Origin of the sequence: Paenibacillus sp. FSL H7-0714 (genome assembly GCF_038003765.1) — a bacterium.
In the GTDB taxonomy this organism is placed as follows: Bacteria; Bacillota; Bacilli; order Paenibacillales; family Paenibacillaceae; genus Paenibacillus_AQ.
Genome location: NZ_JBBOPT010000001.1, coordinates 533,516 through 549,295 on the forward strand (window position 1 = coordinate 533,516; position 15,780 = coordinate 549,295).

The 15,780-nt window shown below is 42.1% G+C and carries 15 protein-coding genes, 2 tRNA genes and 2 riboswitches; of the genes, 9 read left to right on the forward strand and 8 right to left on the reverse strand.

Annotated elements, in window-relative coordinates; translation table 11 throughout:
- Positions 1-242 precede the first annotated feature (242 nt).
- The 3 genes from NST34_RS02360 to NST34_RS02370 are packed head-to-tail and all read right to left on the reverse strand — an operon-like array spanning position 243 to position 5,129.
- Entirely contained in the window at positions 243-2,576 is a 2,334-nt protein-coding gene (locus NST34_RS02360; RefSeq protein ID WP_042184468.1) for a ribonucleoside-diphosphate reductase subunit alpha, read from the reverse strand.
- A gap of 55 nt (positions 2,577-2,631) precedes the next feature.
- Complete coding sequence (nrdG, locus tag NST34_RS02365; protein ID WP_341127055.1) at positions 2,632-3,147, reverse strand: anaerobic ribonucleoside-triphosphate reductase activating protein; 516 nt, start codon at positions 3,145-3,147, stop codon at positions 2,632-2,634.
- Positions 3,144-5,129, reverse strand: a complete 1,986-nt coding sequence (locus tag NST34_RS02370) for an anaerobic ribonucleoside triphosphate reductase (RefSeq protein WP_341127056.1) — start codon at positions 5,127-5,129, stop codon at positions 3,144-3,146. The genes nrdG and NST34_RS02370 overlap by 4 nt, the downstream gene beginning before the upstream one ends.
- A gap of 217 nt (positions 5,130-5,346) precedes the next feature.
- Positions 5,347-5,581, reverse strand: a riboswitch (cobalamin riboswitch).
- Positions 5,582-5,955: 374 nt separating this feature from the next.
- On the opposite strand from NST34_RS02370, the gene NST34_RS02375 reads away from it, so the two are divergent.
- From NST34_RS02375 to NST34_RS02385, 3 genes are all read left to right on the forward strand, one after another.
- Complete coding sequence (locus NST34_RS02375) at positions 5,956-6,264, forward strand: MTH1187 family thiamine-binding protein (RefSeq protein WP_076285946.1); 309 nt, start codon at positions 5,956-5,958, stop codon at positions 6,262-6,264.
- A gap of 95 nt (positions 6,265-6,359) precedes the next feature.
- Positions 6,360-6,431: transfer RNA gene (locus NST34_RS02380), tRNA-Thr, on the forward strand.
- 369 nt (positions 6,432-6,800) lie between these two features.
- On the forward strand, positions 6,801-7,133 hold the full coding sequence (locus NST34_RS02385) for an HIT family protein (RefSeq protein WP_341127057.1): 333 nt from the start codon (positions 6,801-6,803) through the stop codon (positions 7,131-7,133).
- 333 nt (positions 7,134-7,466) lie between these two features.
- Here the strand turns inward: NST34_RS02385 and NST34_RS02390 are convergent, their stop codons facing one another.
- On the reverse strand, positions 7,467-7,808 hold the full coding sequence (locus NST34_RS02390; RefSeq protein WP_341127058.1) for an Imm8 family immunity protein: 342 nt from the start codon (positions 7,806-7,808) through the stop codon (positions 7,467-7,469).
- A gap of 1,855 nt (positions 7,809-9,663) precedes the next feature.
- Positions 9,664-10,452: a hypothetical protein gene (locus NST34_RS02395; RefSeq protein WP_341127059.1), complete on the reverse strand. Its 789-nt coding sequence runs from the start codon at positions 10,450-10,452 to the stop codon at positions 9,664-9,666.
- A 459-nt stretch (positions 10,453-10,911) separates the two neighbouring features.
- On the opposite strand from NST34_RS02395, the gene NST34_RS02400 reads away from it, so the two are divergent.
- The 3 genes from NST34_RS02400 (at position 10,912) to NST34_RS02410 (ending at position 11,582) form a co-directional block, all read left to right on the forward strand.
- Positions 10,912-11,079 (forward strand): hypothetical protein, encoded by a 168-nt coding sequence (locus tag NST34_RS02400; RefSeq protein WP_341127060.1) that lies wholly within the window; start codon positions 10,912-10,914, stop codon positions 11,077-11,079.
- Between the two features lie 149 nt (positions 11,080-11,228).
- Positions 11,229-11,387 (forward strand): hypothetical protein, encoded by a 159-nt coding sequence (locus NST34_RS02405; RefSeq protein WP_341127061.1) that lies wholly within the window; start codon positions 11,229-11,231, stop codon positions 11,385-11,387.
- Between the two features lie 51 nt (positions 11,388-11,438).
- Positions 11,439-11,582: a hypothetical protein gene (locus tag NST34_RS02410; protein ID WP_341127062.1), complete on the forward strand. Its 144-nt coding sequence runs from the start codon at positions 11,439-11,441 to the stop codon at positions 11,580-11,582.
- 164 nt (positions 11,583-11,746) lie between these two features.
- Here the strand turns inward: NST34_RS02410 and NST34_RS02415 are convergent, their stop codons facing one another.
- Positions 11,747-11,965 carry a helix-turn-helix domain-containing protein gene (locus NST34_RS02415; protein ID WP_445667684.1) on the reverse strand — a complete coding sequence of 73 codons (219 nt, stop codon included), beginning with the start codon at positions 11,963-11,965 and terminating at the stop codon, positions 11,747-11,749.
- 349 nt (positions 11,966-12,314) lie between these two features.
- Here NST34_RS02415 and NST34_RS02420 point away from each other — a divergent pair, with 349 nt between their 5' ends.
- From NST34_RS02420 to NST34_RS02430, 3 genes are all read left to right on the forward strand, one after another.
- Positions 12,315-12,521, forward strand: coding sequence for a DUF7667 family protein (locus NST34_RS02420; protein ID WP_341127064.1), 207 nt, complete (start codon positions 12,315-12,317; stop codon positions 12,519-12,521).
- Between the two features lie 222 nt (positions 12,522-12,743).
- Positions 12,744-12,837, forward strand: a tRNA-Leu gene (locus NST34_RS02425).
- Between the two features lie 465 nt (positions 12,838-13,302).
- Positions 13,303-13,845, forward strand: a complete 543-nt coding sequence (locus NST34_RS02430) for an NAD(P)H-dependent oxidoreductase (RefSeq protein WP_042184480.1) — start codon at positions 13,303-13,305, stop codon at positions 13,843-13,845.
- Positions 13,846-13,909: 64 nt separating this feature from the next.
- On the opposite strand, the gene NST34_RS02435 is transcribed toward NST34_RS02430, so the two are convergent.
- Positions 13,910-14,284, reverse strand: a complete 375-nt coding sequence (locus tag NST34_RS02435; protein ID WP_042184482.1) for a winged helix-turn-helix transcriptional regulator — start codon at positions 14,282-14,284, stop codon at positions 13,910-13,912.
- Positions 14,285-14,726: 442 nt separating this feature from the next.
- Positions 14,727-15,119 carry a hypothetical protein gene (locus tag NST34_RS02440; RefSeq protein ID WP_042184484.1) on the reverse strand — a complete coding sequence of 131 codons (393 nt, stop codon included), beginning with the start codon at positions 15,117-15,119 and terminating at the stop codon, positions 14,727-14,729.
- Between the two features lie 491 nt (positions 15,120-15,610).
- Positions 15,611-15,701, forward strand: a riboswitch (cyclic di-GMP riboswitch).
- Positions 15,702-15,780 lie beyond the last annotated feature (79 nt).

The following is a 15,780-nucleotide window of genomic DNA, read 5'->3' on the forward strand; positions in this document are numbered from 1 at the left end:
TTCCCTCCATTTTTTTGCGCGGGTAATCTTTCTTTGGTGTCTTGTTCATAGAAAGACGGTGATGGAGTAACGGAGAGGAAGTTTGGAGCTGTAGGAGCGTCAGCGACCGCCTTTGTCATCGGATGTCATCCGCTAATAGCGGTAAAGATCAAGACATCTGATGACAACAGCGGCCGGAAGCCCAAACATTCCTCGCAGTTACGAAATTCATCATCGTTTTTCTATTCAGGGCACTAAGATAATTAGCTAGCGCAAGAATCACACTCTTCTATTGTCAAAGCACGGCTACGCACATAATAAGTTGATTTCAATCCGCCCTTCCAGGCGTTCAGATGCAGCTCAAGGAACTCGGTAGCCTTGATGTCAGGACGAACATACAGGTTAAAGCTTTGACCTTGATCGACGTGACGCTGACGAGCAGAAGCCATGCGGATCGACCAGTTTTGGTCAATTGTAAACGCAGTTTTATAGTACCAAATCGTCTTGTCGGACAGATCCGGTGCTGGGTTAGCGATCTTGTAAGTTGTTTTCTCTTCATAGGAAAGCAGTTCATACAAAGGATCAATGCTGGCTGTGGAGCCGGCAATAATCGATGTGGAGCCGTTCGGTGCAATCGCGAACATCCATGCGTTACGAACACCGTCTTTAGCCACTTCTTCTTGCAGCTCGCGCCATTGTTCAGTGGTTACATATTTACCTTCTTGTTCACCGCTAACGTAGCCACGTGAAGTAAAGTATGCACCTGTCTCCCAATCGGAACCGGCGAACTTCGGATAACGGCCTTTTTCACGGGCAAGCTCCATGCTCGAACGTACCAACAGGTAGTTGATGTGTTCATACAAATGGTTGTTATATTCTACGGCTTCATCAGATTCCCAACGAATGCCCTTGAGTGCCAATAGGTGATGCAAGCCGAATGTGCCGAGACCCACTGCGCGGTATTGGCTGTTCGTGTATTGTGCTTGAAGAACTTCAATATTATTAATGTCGATTACGTTGTCCAGCATACGTACTTGGATAGGTACAAGTCTTTCCAGCACACCAGCTGGAATCGCACGTGCCAAGTGAATCGAATTCAGGTTGCAGACTACGAAATCGCCAGGGATTTTGGAGATAACAATCCGGGTCTTGCCATCTTTGGTTACTAATTCTTCCTGTTCAATAACGGTAGCGGATTGATTCTGCATAATTTCTGTGCACAGGTTGGAAGAGAAGACCATACCTTGGTGACGGTTCGGGTTCGTCCGGTTAACCGTATCACGGTAGAACATATATGGAGTACCTGTTTCAAGCTGTGATTTCATAATCCGTTTCATGATGTCGATCGCAGGAACGGTAATACGGGACAATTCCAAATTGGCTGTAGCTTCAGCATATTTTTCACGGAAAGTGCCTTTACCAAGCTCTTCATCGTAGAAGTCTTCCAGACCAAGCGGACGACCGTTCTCATCCGTCCAGCCCATAACCTTCTTCACTTCATGTGGGCAGAAGAGGTTCCAGTGGCTGCGTGATTCAACGGCTTCCATGAACAAGTCCGGCAGGGTTACACCGTGGAATACGTCATGTGCACGCATACGCTCGTCACCATTATTTAGTTTAAGATCGAGGAAAGCGAGAATATCTTTATGGAATACATCAAGGTAGACAGCGACAGCACCTTTACGTGTTCCGAGCTGGTCTACACTGACTGCTGTATTGTTCAATTGGCGAATCCAAGGAATTACGCCGGAGCTAGTGTTCTTATGGCCACGGATATCCGAACCACGTGCCCGTACTTTACCAAGGTAGACGCCGATACCGCCACCCATTTTGCTAAGGCGCGCTACGTCTGTATTGGAATCAAAGATACCCTCTAGGGAATCGTCTACCGTATCAATGAAGCAGCTGGATAGCTGTCCAGCGACCTTTTTGCCGGCATTGGACATTGTAGGGGTAGCAGCTGTCATGTAGATGTTGCTCATAGCCCAGTAAGCTTCTTTTACAAGCTCAAGACGTTTCTCAGCTGGTTCACGGTGCATCAGGTACATAGCAATAATCATATAACGTTCTTGTGGAAGCTCCATTACACGGCCGTCAAAATCATGCGCCAAATAACGGTCGGATAGCGTAAGCAGACCGATATAGTCAAACAAAAGATCGCGTGTATAATCGATACACCCACCTAGTTCGATAATTTGTTCTTTGGTGTAATGACTTAGAAGCTCTTCACGATAGATTCCTTTTTTTACGAGATCCGTAATTAGCGGGTACAGCTCACCGTAAGGCTCTTCTGGATAAGCTTTATAGCGGCGATGAACGGCTGCTTTTTTATAAAGGGTAGTCAGAAGGGCACGGGCAGCTGCAAACTTCCAAGTAGGCTCTTCTTTCGTTACAAGCTCTAGAGCACTCATGGTGAAGGCATTGCTAATTTCTTCTCCGCTTACGGAGTCACGACGCAGTTTGGAAATTACTCCCCGCAGCAATGTTTCTTTATTTAGTTGATCAAGACCTTCCAAGATACGGTCGGCGTATACGGAAAGGCGCTTCTCATCAAAAGCCAGTTGGCGATTGTCTGGTTTTACTACGAATTGTGGCATGGTTATTTCATCCCTTCTTATTTTGGGTTAATTTTGAATATCAAAAATTGATATATTATAGCGCAGTAGGCTGCCACAGAAAGACCTCCGAGCCGTTCATACTGGCCGGAATGTCGATTATGCGTTGGTTAGAGCTTCCTCGGTAAGGAAGTGTAGTATCTTTCAATTCTTCTATAAAACGTCCATCTATTAATACCTGACACTGTGTAAGTAGATTCCACTCCGGCGAACCGGGAAGGGCGGTTAGTTCATCATACGTATAACCACTGTAAATCCAGATGGGGAAGCCAGGGAGCACGGCGCGAAGCTCATGAATGAACCCAAGTACCTCTTCTGCCGAGAAAAAAGGATCGCCGCCTGCCAGTGTTAGACCATCCAGCAAAGGGTTAGCGGCGATTTCTGCAATGATTTCATGTTGACGTTCTAAGGTGAAGAATTCTCCATATTTAAAGTTCCATGTCTCGGGATTAAAGCATCCCGGGCAACGATGACGGCAGCCGCTGATGAAGAGGACGGCCCGCATGCCCTCTCCCTCGTTAATCGACTCCGGATAGTATCCGCAAATATTCATAAATGCTTAACGCGATCCCGTACTTCGGCTTGTTTGGCGGCATTGAAGCGGGTCTGATAGTCGCCAGTTAAATAACCTGTAACTCTGCGCAAACGACGGATGTGCACGTCATTCTCATGTGCGTTGCAGGAAGGACAGTTTGTCCCAATTACACCTTCGTATCCGCAGCTGGAGCAGCGGTCAATCGGATGGTTAATGCTGAAGTAGCTGACCTGTTGTTCTAGTGCATATTTAATGATTTTGATAAAAGCAGATGGATTGCTGCGGGCATTGCCATTTAATTCGACATAAGAAATAGCCCCGGCATTGCAGTATTCATGGAAAGGAGCTTCCAAGCTGATCTTCTGAGCAGCACCTAGATCGTAGTATACAGGGATGTGGAAAGAGTTCGTATAATACTCACGGTCAGTTACGCCCGGAATAGAACCCAGTACCTTGCGATCAATCTTGGTGAATTTGCCGGACAGGCCCTCTGCTGGTGTTGCGAACAAGGTAATGTTGAGATTAAGTTCCTCACTTTTAAGGTCGCAATACTCCCGCATGTGACGCACGATAGCCACAGCCTTGGCATGGACTTCCATATCCTCGCCATGGTGTTTGCCGTACATGGCTTTCATGCATTCCGCCATACCGATGAAGCCAAGCGACAGACTACCATGCTTAAGTAGTTCGCCTACAGAGTCTTCAGGAGCGAGATTTTCGCCGCCTTCCCAGACGCCTTCTCGCATCATGAAATCGGATGCTTTAGCTTTTTGCGCGCTTTGGATGTGGAACCGATGAAGAAGTCCTTCCAGCGCAATATCCATATAGTGGTTTAGATCCTCATAGAAGCCAGCTTCATCTGCGACGGTACGTCGGCCTGTTACTGTGCCGTGTGCCAGACCGAGCCGAACCAGATTCAGTGTATTAAAGGAAAGGTTGCCCTTCCCGGAGCAATGATTACGCCCAAAACGGTCACCGAGCACTCGGGTGCGGCAGCCCATTGTAGCAAATTCCGTATCAGGATCACTTGGATCATAATACTGCAAGTTGAGCGGAGCGTCCAGATTAGCGAAGTTCGGATATAGTCTGCGTGCAGAACATTCCGCCGCTTTTAGGAACAATTCATAGTTAGGATCACCTTGCTGTTGATTGACTCCTTGCTTGCATTTGAAGATTTGAATCGGGAACACAGGTGTTTCTCCGCTGCCAAGTCCGTTCATCGTTGCTGTTAGCAGGGAGCTGATCACAAGCTGACCTTCTGGTGAAGTACAAGTACCATAATTGATGCTGGTAAACGGAATTTGCCCACCGGATCGGCTGGACATGGTGTTGAGATTATGTACCATACTTTCAGCCGCTTGCAGGGTTTCGATTTCGGTTTCCTTTAGTGCAAAACGAAACGCTTTTGGATATAACTCCGCCAGATCGGTCCGACTCATTGTAATCTCGCCCAAAGAATCATTAGCTTGTCCCTCATCAAAATAATCCAGACCCTTGCGGAACAGCTTAGCGAAGGATTTGGTTACATAAGGTGCAAGATCATAGTCGAGCTTATTTGCGGATACGCCGCCATATTGAGCATTTTGCTGGGATTGAAAAATAATTGCTACCAGTGACATAGCTGTCATTATGGAGTTCGGAGGACGAACACTGCCGTTGCCGGTGTTGAAGCCTTCGCGGAGAAGCTTATCAAACGGGATAAAAATGCAGTTAGTCGTTCCGATTGCGTATTGATCCAGATCATGCACATAGACGACATTGTCATCAATGGCTTGCACTAGCTGCGGTGGCATCGAAAAGTTGCGGGCGTACCATTTTGAATATTCACTGCCGAACTTGCTCATTTTACCGGAGAAACTCTCTCCGTTCAAATTGGCATTCTCGCGCAGCAAGTCCAAATCCCGGCTGTCGATAATATCGCGTCCTAAATCAATGAGCTCATCTAAAAGAACTTCTCGTGCATTTGTTGTACCGTTAAATTGTCTCTCCAACAACGTCATTGTATAGCTCTCCTCTCAGTCTATCGTCCTATCATTAAGAAGTGGGGCCGCAAAAGCGGCCGTATATTCATTGTGATCTCATAAAAAAAGCATCCTCTAGCGAGGATGGCAGAAAATGCCCGATGCGTTATGTAAATATCCACACAGATATTTGTAGTGGCCTCTAAGAAGATGACCGCATGCGGACACCGTTCCTGTTCCTCGCAGGCACTCATAGTTGGTGTCGTCGAAACAGGCAGGTCTCCTGGCTTCCGTAGGACCTCTCAGCGCCTTCCCAAGGGGGCTCTTACCCCTCAGTGGCTTCTGCCAGGAGATCTGCCCATCTTAAGCTTCTAAAAGCTTGTAAGGGGCATCCGGTTACAGTGGCGGGACCGCAGCGGATTTTCACCGTACTTCCCTATTAAGCTCTAATTCCGATAAAGGATCAAAGCGCCTGTCTCCACTATATTTTGTTGTCGTTAGATAAAAATAACCCAAGATGTTGTGTTTGTAAACAGTTTTTTAGAAAACCCGCGCGGGGAGCGGGTTCTTCAAAAGTACTCCACAAATGATCCACAGGCTGTCCATAAGTAATCCACAATTGATCCACAGGCATATAAAAAATGATTCATAAATTGTCCGAAAAGATGCCACAAAGAGTCCATAAATGTAGTGCAGATGACCCTAGAATTCATGTTAGAAAAAATACTTGTGGCGAAAGTCATATTTCGGAGAATTTTGGGGAAAGAAGAAGGGGCATAATAAAGCTGAGATCATTTGTGGGAGAGCGGTGGAGTTGTTACAATAGAAGGAGACACATACTTTAAAATTCCGAGGAGGTATTCTCATGCCTATTGCTGAAGTAACCGTTATTCCGATTGGAACAGGTAGTACGAGCCTTAGCAGCTATGTTGCGGATATGCAGCGAGTGCTGAAGACGGTAGAAGGGATTACTTATGAGCTTACATCCATGGGTACAATCATCGAAGGGCCTCTTCAGCGTATTTTTGCTGCAGTCGAAGCGCTGCACGAGTCTCCTTTTGCCGCAGGTGCAGAGCGTGTCTCTACCTCACTTAAAATAGACGACCGCCGCGATAAACCCTCCACTAGCCGTGGAAAGCTGGAGTCTGTGGAGCGTAAACTACAGGTGGAATAGCAGTTTGGGAGAGTAGGGAAATAGGGAGAAATAGGCTTGCGTTTCTGGCTGAAAGTTGTATAATATTTTTTGTTTGACAGAAAAATCAGCCTTAAGCTGGTGTAGCTCAGGGGTAGAGCAACGCACTCGTAATGCGTAGGCCGGGGGTTCAATTCCCTTCACCAGCATCCAAAAAAAACATACGTGGCGCGGATTTTAATATTAACTGTGATTATTTCGGGGATACTAATATTTTTAATTATTAAAGGCAAGTAAGAAGTTATAAATCAAAGAAATAACTTTATAGACGAGTATAGTATGTCATGGTTATATTTGCGAGTCTCTGACTTTGAAAAAAATTATCTAAGAGTGTTGACAAAAAAACTGAATTTCAAATCACTTACCCTGCTGCTATGGTGGGGTATTTCTTTGCTTTCAGGAAAATATCCTTGACAGTATCCATATATAATTTACATAATGTACCAAATAAAATATAATAATCTTATTGTAAGCTTCGAAGCTCCGTCTTATATTTTTAATGGAGGTACACAGTATATATGATTCAGGATTTTTATTGCAATGCGGTATTAAACGGGAGGACGAAAGTAAAAATAGTTTTTGAAACCGACTCCGTCCTTGCTTTTCATCATACCAGACCATTTTATGAGAACCATGTAGTAGTCATCCCAAAGGTTCATATCTATTCTTTAATTTCTGAAGAGGTAGGAAATACTGAACAACTGCTCCTCGAAATGCTGCGTATTATAAAGAAAGTGGCAGCCGAGATGGTTGAGGAAACAGGAGCATCTAAAATAATTGCAAATTTAGGTGAGTATCAGGATACAAAACACTTACATTGGCATGTGGTAAGTGGTGAAAGAATAAGATAGCCTTTTTATTCTGGAATGATTATATGAGCACTACATACAAAGTCCTGGGAAGCGATACATACTTTCTAGTCGTGGCCCTGGCACAATCCAAGGTATCTGTTTGGTTCTGGCTGGGAAAGACCCAGAAAGGCATATGATGGACTATGGTGGCCTGATCGAAGGTTATTCCCTAGAGTCGATCAAGATCAATGGTTATCGGCTTGATCGGCAATGATTTGAATTTAGAGCATACATAAAACAACCCGCTGGGCAAATGCCTTACGGTTATTTTTGTTTAGTCTAATCATTCAACACAAAAGAAGTTCTTCTTTAATAATTATGACGAAAAAAGTGCTACTTCCATTTCATCTCATCAAATTCCCAAGGGAAAAATCTGTTGATTGAAATAGCAGTTTCCTCCCAAGTAGTTTTTGAGCAACGATCCAAAATATTTTGGATTTCATGTTTAATTAAAGTTATATCAAAAGAATCAACAAGAAGTAGACCACGAATAGCAATTGCTGCTTCACCGACAAAAAATTCTTTAAGTCCATTAGCGGTTGCTACAGTAGTATAAAACTGATCAGATCCAGATTTTTGTTTAACTCCAACATCTAGCACGACAGAAGTGCAAGAATCCTTTTTTCCTTCTGGTATTTCATGAAAATGGGCTTCTTTAAGAATCGGGTGAATCATGACATTCTCCATTCAAGTCTAGAATTCAACAAGAGGTATAAAGTGAGGCTGTTTTTTTATTATTCAGACACATTAACATGATAGTTTGAAGTTCTGTAATTGTCATTATAACCTGTTCTAGAGAATTTTTCGAAATTTGCCTGATAAAGATTAAAAGAAACTTTTTGACCAGTTCTTACTCTTCTCAAACCGTCTGAACTATAGAACCAGAAACCGCCTGATTCCAATTTCATAGTATACCCAGCCCCTGCAAAAATCTTTGCTGCTTCAGTAACGATATATGCAGGAAGAGCACCCACAGTATACCCAGTATTACCAGAGGCCGTTAGAGCATCTTAAGCTAAATCAGATGATGATATCCAATTAAATTCAAACGGGCTGATAACACTTTCCTCAACTACTGCGCTGGAATTTCCAGCGTTGGCTGAAGCCAAGGAATTGAACGAAAACGAACTGAAAAGCAAGAGGAAACTAAATAACAAAGCTGTGAAATAGAGTTCATGTACATAATGTTCCAAATAATGTATATTTAGAGTGCGCAGATCACAAGTGGCAGTGATTCTGAACATGAGAAACGTCCCATTATCTTAGGCTTGTGGAGCTTTTTTCTATTTAGATACAAATGCGTAGTTTTATTATTATTTGGCGTTCAAATCCTCGTCATGAATGTTTTTTAATGCTCTTATTGGTTAACGGTCTAGAATTAAGGAGGGAATGGTTTTAAGGGGAAAAATGTGAAATTACTTTATTGCATGTTGGGAAGTACTATACTTGCTTTATTAAATAATCCTATCTTTAGTTACGCTAAACTTGGAATGTTCGAGGGGGGTTATGGAAGAAGCAAATTTGGTGTGTTGTTAGTTTTAATTACCAATATATTTTCTTTAACAGGATTTATACTATTAATTTTATTCTCCATTATATTAATAATCAAAAATATAAATTTCAAAGAAAAGTAAAGGGATCACATAAAAACTCACTGGCAGAAATTTTATAACTAGGAGTGATCATACTGAGTAATATATACAAAGTCCTACAGACTGACTCTGAATTTCTAACAGCGGCTCTGTCACAGTCCCAAGTGTCAATAATTGAACAGCGTAGTTATACAGCGGGCTGTGAGAGTGATAATAGATAACACGTAATGATTGGGAATCAGTTAGTATTCAGGTAACAGATTAGCTATGTAAGAGAACAATCTGGTTCGTCGTCTTCTCTATACAGAGGAAGAGGCCTCTCCAGGTTTCACCCGGATAAGGCCTCTTTTTATATTTACCTCACTAGTCAATTACTCTGAGAGTGACTCTATTCATATAACCATTGTTTATGATCCACGCTTCCAAATTGAGCTGCAGTTATTTGATTCACGCCCTGTTGAAAGAACATGAATTTTTAGCTGTGTTGGAAATATTTTAATCCTACTAGAAAATTAATGAGTGTAATACGGGTAGTCTTCATTAAGTGAATTCCATAGTAGATATTTTTTACTTATTGTATATTTAATGGATAATGTGGAATATGAATATCTTCATTACTTAGTGGTATCATTTTTCAAGAGAGAATAAATTAAAAAAATTATCATAATTATTGAAATAATGTAAACTGATATTTGGAGAATTACTGATATATCGTCGATATAACTAGCCATAATACTACAAACAATACTGTTTATGAATATATCAAGTGCATGATTTCTTAGTTTAGAGTTTACAAGTCGATGTACAAAAACACAAAGATTAAAGATAATTATAGCTAACGGCACAAACGGGAGTAGATCTCTATAATCCATGTATCACATTCCTTAATAATTAGTTTGAAACCGGGGAGGGATAGTTTACCTCTCCCCGGTTTTTGGTTAAAACGCGCTTATATAAGTAAATGCGTCTTGCACATCAGATTTTGCATCATTATAAGCATCAACTGCGTCCGATGCAGCCCAAGCGGCAGCAGTTCCTGTGCCAATTAAACCAACGAGGCTTGCCCAAGAAATAGCTGTAAGCCCAAGTGAAACCAAAGTAAGTTTTATGGACTTTTCATAATCATTATAGTTATTTGCAAATGAATCTAGTTCAGCTTTTGCAAAGGGAACTTTAGGATGGGATTCATAAATGCCTACGTTTAAATGAGAACCAGTAGGTCTTATCATTAAACCCCAATCAACATAGATGTCTGAATAGCTTTTAAAGAAATAGGTTGAGAGATCATTACTAGTATAATAATGACCAATCGCTGGAATTCCACCAGCGATCCTAAGACTAAGAGAAGGGGAGTCTGAAGGAGATGCTAATAATTGACCATCAGCATATATTTCCTTATTTTCAGTTAAGAGATACGTATTAACCTCAACTCCATCTGCAAACTTATTACTATATGCCTCAATGTTTGCAAATTCACTGTTGAGGGTGTAATCAGAATCCTTAGTGACTGTAAATTCTAAGCCCTCATCCGTATTATTGTATTCTATCGTTTTATTAACTATAACATATCCCAGAGCAAGCCCATCATTAGTTACTAATTGTTTGGTTTCAGATTTTGAGATGGGCTCTAAGTCACTTGCAGACGCAGAAACACTTCCTGCAGTTGCTGCGAACATCATTGTGATGCTGAGTGCTAAAGGCAGAATAGATTTGGCTTTCAATTTCATTTTTTACATCCTCTCTTAATAAATATATATTTTGGTATCTAGCAACTATCTTATACTAGTTTGGGGAATTTTGGATATAGGACTAAATTCATGTTCGCATATAGTGACTCCGTTCTTACCACTTCGACATGTATATTTTTAAATCGACGAGTTTAGACATATTAGCAAATCAAACATCTTGTCATCTTCTCTATACAGAAGATGACGAGAGTTACTCGGTTCCGGTATGGGAAATCATTCTGTATCCAAGCACTGATGCCAGCACACTCTTGGATGCTGGTCATGTGCATTACCAGTTCACTGATGATCATGAGCAGAAGAGTATCGGTGGTTGGTTACTGAACCAACCGGCACGATAGGAGCAGGGGGATACCCACACTGCTCCTATTTTCCATTTGCCTAAAAATCAATATAATGGTCATGATACAAACAAACGTTCTTATTTTGGAGGCGATCAGAATGAAGATGTGTGTCGGTCAAACCATTGAAATTATATACCAGGACAAAGCGGGCAAGATTACGAAACGCAAGATTGAGATCATCGGCATTTGTGCTGACCGTATAAGGGCCAACTGTTTGACTACTGGAGCACCACGGTTTTTTTTAGAATCTGGGATATTATCCTAGCGACCTTTACAAGAGAAACGCCATGCTTAGTGATACGGTCCGCAAGCTTCTGATGATCATGCGGCATTGTCGGTGCATCATGGATACATGCCTACGCTAGAAATACTGGAGACAAAGAACGGGAGGCACGAGAAAAAATCCGCATCGGGTTGCAGGAACTGGCAGAGGATAACTACATCCTTTGGGAGTCTGGGAAACCACCTGAGAGTGCAGTGGTCGTTGAGGGATGGGAGCGAACAGAGGATCGACTAGCATCAGTTTCATGGGGCTTGGACGGCGGCTATATGGGTTACTGGACAGATTACTAGGAGGGCAGACATCATGGAGAAAAAATTGGGAAGTATATGGGATTGCAGTAAATGATGTTGCCGGAGCACAAGCTTCGGATTATCAGTGATGAGCGAGGACAGCGTTGGAGGGACCGTAAAAAGCCGGTGCTTGACGCGCAGGAGTGGGAATTGATTGATCTAGTGCTCGCTTACTCGAAACGATATGGGGAGTAGATTACAATCACTCAGTTTGAACAGGTTCAAGATATTAAGATCCGGGGAGTTGTGGTGGCTATAGATAAACAACTACGGCGGATCAAACTGCAAATGGAGTATGATTACGATTGGATCAAGATCGATAAGTAATTGAAGTTACTACATAAAAATGCCCCGCCGGGCTATTCTGGCGGGGTTTCGCTTTTTGTATGCTCTATAACATCATGTAACGGTACTCCGAAATAATTGCAGGTCTTATCCAAGACTTCCATGGAAACATACTCGTCCTTTCCCATTTTTGCAAGAGTTGCAGTGGATAATCCGAGTGCTTCCCTGTATTCAGTCTTGGTCATGTCTCTGTCGATAAGCAATCTCCATAGCGGCTTAAAGGAAAATCCCATAATCATGTTCCTTTCATACTGTTTGTCCACATTATAGAATAATATATTTAGAAAAGCAAATAAATTGTTTGACTTATTGTTTATATTAGTGTATATTATATTTAGGAAGTAAAACATACAACTTCCTAGAAAGGAGAGTGACAATGAAAGATTGGGTACAGCTCCTAACAGCAATCATACAACTTATAACTGCAGGCTTGTTGTTTAAGGACAAAAAGAAAGGAACCAAAAAACGCCGCGGACCACGCAAACGTAAATAGGTTCCCGGAGGAAGGGTTCACGGCCCTTCCTCCATCCAATCATATCATAAACGGCAAATAAATATCCATTTTCAAATAACAGGAGGGATATGAATGTTAAACATAATCACCTGGATTGTGATTGGGGCTGCATTGGTCTTATCCATGGCTGCACTGCTCAAAGCTCGGGGGCGGCGATAATGCTGCCCGCACACCTTCGCCTTGCTGAACTGTACCATATGTATAAGGCTGGCACACTTACGGAAGCATATGGCAAGGAGTTGCAGCAGTGCCTTCAAGCAAATGCACGGTATTGATGGGATATGATGAAGCTGCAACAACTCTCCGATCTAGCTTTGAATATACGAGATGATGAATGGTTTGAAGAACTATGAATCCAGATAGATGCACTTCGAATAACAGGTAGAGCCCCGAGGAGCGGAGGGGTATAGTCCAATGATTTTCTTCTACCATTTCTTCTACCGTCATACAGGACTGTAAAGAACTCTATAGAACCCTATAATGAATAATGACGAGTCGCTGTATTTGTATAGGACCTTATAGAACCCTATAGAACTTATGTGGGACGCACTCGTAATGCGTAGGCCGGGGGTTCAATTCCCTTCACCAGCATATCTAAGAAGGCATAACGGCGCGGTTTTCGGGGATCCCAAAACCGCGCCGTTTGTCTTGAGATCAGCTGACTTCTAACATTATTCTAACCTTTATTCAAGTGAAGTGAGGTTTTCGGTGGTAATCGCGACCTCTTTGCGCGTTCCAAGGATGGAGGCGCCGATTCCTGAAGGACTGCTTCTTGTAAATTGGGGGGGACATGTGAATAAGTATCCAACGTACATTTATGGGGGAATGACCTAATCTCTCTTTTGCGATTTTTGGGTGTACAACGGCTTTAAGCAGCAGTGTAGATGAGTGTGCCGCAGATCGTGAGAATGAATTTTCGGGAAGTTAGGGCTCTTCAATCAGGTTGCAGTGCTTACCTTTAGGTAAGTACGTGAACTAAAAGTGCATACTTACGCGATGGCATGGTGGGAGGTATACTCAAGTCCTAAATCTGATTCAAACATGGAGGATACACCAATGAAAACACTTATTGTCGTCACCCACCCAAACATCGAAACATCCGTCGTTAATAAACGCTGGATCGAAGAACTCCGTAAATATCCAGACAAATATACGGTGCACGAGCTGTACAAAGCCTATCCCGATGAAAAAATCAACGTGGAAAAGGAACAACAGCTGATTGAAGCGCATGATAAGCTCGTCTTACAATTCCCTGTCTACTGGTTTAGTAGTCCACCTCTGCTTAAAAAGTGGCTGGACGAAGTATTTACTTACGGATGGGCATATGGCTCGAAGAGTGATAAATTAAGAAATCGAAAAATCGCATTAGCTGTAACTGCCGGAGGAAGTGCAAAAGACTTTAGTGAAGAAGGTAAACTCGGCTACGGGCTTGACCGTATTTTATCTCCCTTTGACACGACTTTTTTGTATTGCAACGCTGATTATCGTTCCTTCTATGCCATTTATGGCACGGAATCTGAGACGGTAGGAAGTACGGATTACTTAAATAAATTGGATATCAGTTCGCAAGGCTATGTTGAATTTATCGAAAATATGTAATTAGATTTGAAGCAAAAAGCAGCATTTTCATTAATGGAAATGCTGCTTTTGTCATAAGTTGTCGTTAAATCGTAAAAGGTATGGTTATCTCTTGCGCGGCTGGAACGAAGTTTTTCTCTCCCCAAGTGCACATCATATCCAGCACCGGAATAAGCGATTGGCCCTTCTCGGTCAAGGAATACTCAACTTTAGGGGGAATCTGGGGGAATTCCTCGCGCCTGACGAGACAGTCGGCTTCCAGTTCTTTCAACATAACGCTTAACGTCTTAAAAGGTATTGTGCCGATACCCCGTTGCAGTTCATTGAACCGCACGATCTTGTTTTCAGAGAGATAGTAGAGAATAGTCATTTTATATTTACCACTAATGATAGACAAGGTGTAGCCAAAGCTAGTGTCCTTCTGCTGAATGCCAGGTGGTATACAGATTTCATCACTCATGGGCTAGTACCCTCCTTCAGAAAATATTCAACGAAAAGGCAAACGCCTGTTGTCGCTCCGTACTCAGGTCCCGACTTTATTATGTTTTCAACCTGCTATCAAGTCATCCTGTGAGAACGAATTCACTATATCATTTTGAAACAATTTGTTCAAAGCACTCGTGGCTAACTATCAATCGGTCGATTTTCTCTGTCGGCGAAGCGGGCCTCTTTGGTTGGAAATCAAAAGTGCCAAGCGGATAGCCTAAGCGACGAATTGAAGTTTTTAATGTAATTTTCATGTGAGCATCATCTTATTTTCAGGTTCAAGGTATATATTGAAGACACCAAACACCCCCCAGTGTTTTGTGGTATAAATCTCTCAGGTCTTGCCAACTCCCATGGTAAGGCCTATTTTTTTGTTCGCTAATTAAATGAGGGAGGGGGGTAGCTTCTTCGCTACTTCACTTAATCTGATACTGCTCTTCATAGCTCTTAAAAGATGAAATATCCAGACCGAGATATCTGCGCATATGAATGGCAGCTTGGGCAGCGACGATGTCGTTTAACAACAGCATTCGTTCATGGTATCCACGACATATAAATTTGGCTTCTATCCCCGTGTTAAGTCTGTTCTGCTCATAAACCTTGATTCCCCGTTTTCTCATCTCTGAACGAACATCTCTTAGATCTGTTGTAGCAACTGCTGCGGCTGTTTCAAGAACCTCCAGATAGGGGGTGGGTGTTCGTAAATGTGCAGATAGAATGGCGGAGTCCCGTTCGAAAGCTGATAAAATCATCGGAAGCAATAAATAAGATTTCACCAGCATGTTGTCCCTGCTTTCAGCTCTATTCATGAATCTCATCACCTCTAATGGGAACGTATATTCGTATTCTACCCCGATATTCCAAAAATAATCAATGGTATTTCTAAACAGCTAGTCCAATGTGATTGAATTCACAACTAAATTAGAAAGAATAAAATATATTAAAATTGTAATAATAAAAAATAATGCTTCAGACTTATATAAAGGGAGAATTAGGATGAATGAGGAAGGAAGTCTCCGCCGTGGAATGGTATTTGGTTTGATTCTAAGTATTCCATTATGGATATCGATATTAGGTTGGATAAAGTTACTTTAAAATTAAAGGAAAACCTTTGTGTGAAGCGCCTTTAGGCGCTTTTTTTGTGCTTGCTTACGCGTATGAATATCAAAAGGAATTGATTGACAATTGTGGGGATGGAGCGCTAAACTATTATTAGTTCAAAAGTATTAAAAGTCATAGACGATTATTTAATAGGATGCTTAAAATGCTAGTTCTAATCTGCAAGTCAATACATATATTATCATGATAATAGCAAACCGCCTGAAAGGGTGGGACGCAAAGTCCAGGAGTCTAAAGTGTCTTAAATGCGCTATGACCGTCCGACTGCCATGAGAAGTGAATTCCACTTCTTTTTTGGCGGTCTTTTTTGTTGTTAGGTCCTTTAGAGTTTCTGGTAATTATTCTGATTAA

What these genes read in the sequence shown, in the direction of transcription:
- NST34_RS02360 (WP_042184468.1), bottom strand. Translation starts at nt 2,576, where the DNA reads ATGCCACAATTCGTAGTAAAACCAGACAATCGCCAACTGGCTTTTGAT.
- nrdG (WP_341127055.1), bottom strand. Translation starts at nt 3,147, where the DNA reads ATGAATATTTGCGGATACTATCCGGAGTCGATTAACGAGGGAGAGGGC.
- NST34_RS02370 (WP_341127056.1), bottom strand. Translation starts at nt 5,129, where the DNA reads ATGACGTTGTTGGAGAGACAATTTAACGGTACAACAAATGCACGAGAA.
- NST34_RS02375 (WP_076285946.1), top strand. Translation starts at nt 5,956, where the DNA reads ATGCCTATTGCTGAAGTAACCGTTATTCCGATTGGAACAGGTAGTACG.
- NST34_RS02385 (WP_341127057.1), top strand. Translation starts at nt 6,801, where the DNA reads ATGATTCAGGATTTTTATTGCAATGCGGTATTAAACGGGAGGACGAAA.
- NST34_RS02390 (WP_341127058.1), bottom strand. Translation starts at nt 7,808, where the DNA reads ATGATTCACCCGATTCTTAAAGAAGCCCATTTTCATGAAATACCAGAA.
- NST34_RS02395 (WP_341127059.1), bottom strand. Translation starts at nt 10,452, where the DNA reads ATGAAATTGAAAGCCAAATCTATTCTGCCTTTAGCACTCAGCATCACA.
- NST34_RS02400 (WP_341127060.1), top strand. Translation starts at nt 10,912, where the DNA reads ATGAAGATGTGTGTCGGTCAAACCATTGAAATTATATACCAGGACAAA.
- NST34_RS02410 (WP_341127062.1), top strand. Translation starts at nt 11,439, where the DNA reads ATGATGTTGCCGGAGCACAAGCTTCGGATTATCAGTGATGAGCGAGGA.
- NST34_RS02415 (WP_445667684.1), bottom strand. Translation starts at nt 11,965, where the DNA reads ATGGGATTTTCCTTTAAGCCGCTATGGAGATTGCTTATCGACAGAGAC.
- NST34_RS02420 (WP_341127064.1), top strand. Translation starts at nt 12,315, where the DNA reads ATGAATGTTAAACATAATCACCTGGATTGTGATTGGGGCTGCATTGGT.
- NST34_RS02430 (WP_042184480.1), top strand. Translation starts at nt 13,303, where the DNA reads ATGAAAACACTTATTGTCGTCACCCACCCAAACATCGAAACATCCGTC.
- NST34_RS02435 (WP_042184482.1), bottom strand. Translation starts at nt 14,284, where the DNA reads ATGAGTGATGAAATCTGTATACCACCTGGCATTCAGCAGAAGGACACT.
- NST34_RS02440 (WP_042184484.1), bottom strand. Translation starts at nt 15,119, where the DNA reads ATGAATAGAGCTGAAAGCAGGGACAACATGCTGGTGAAATCTTATTTA.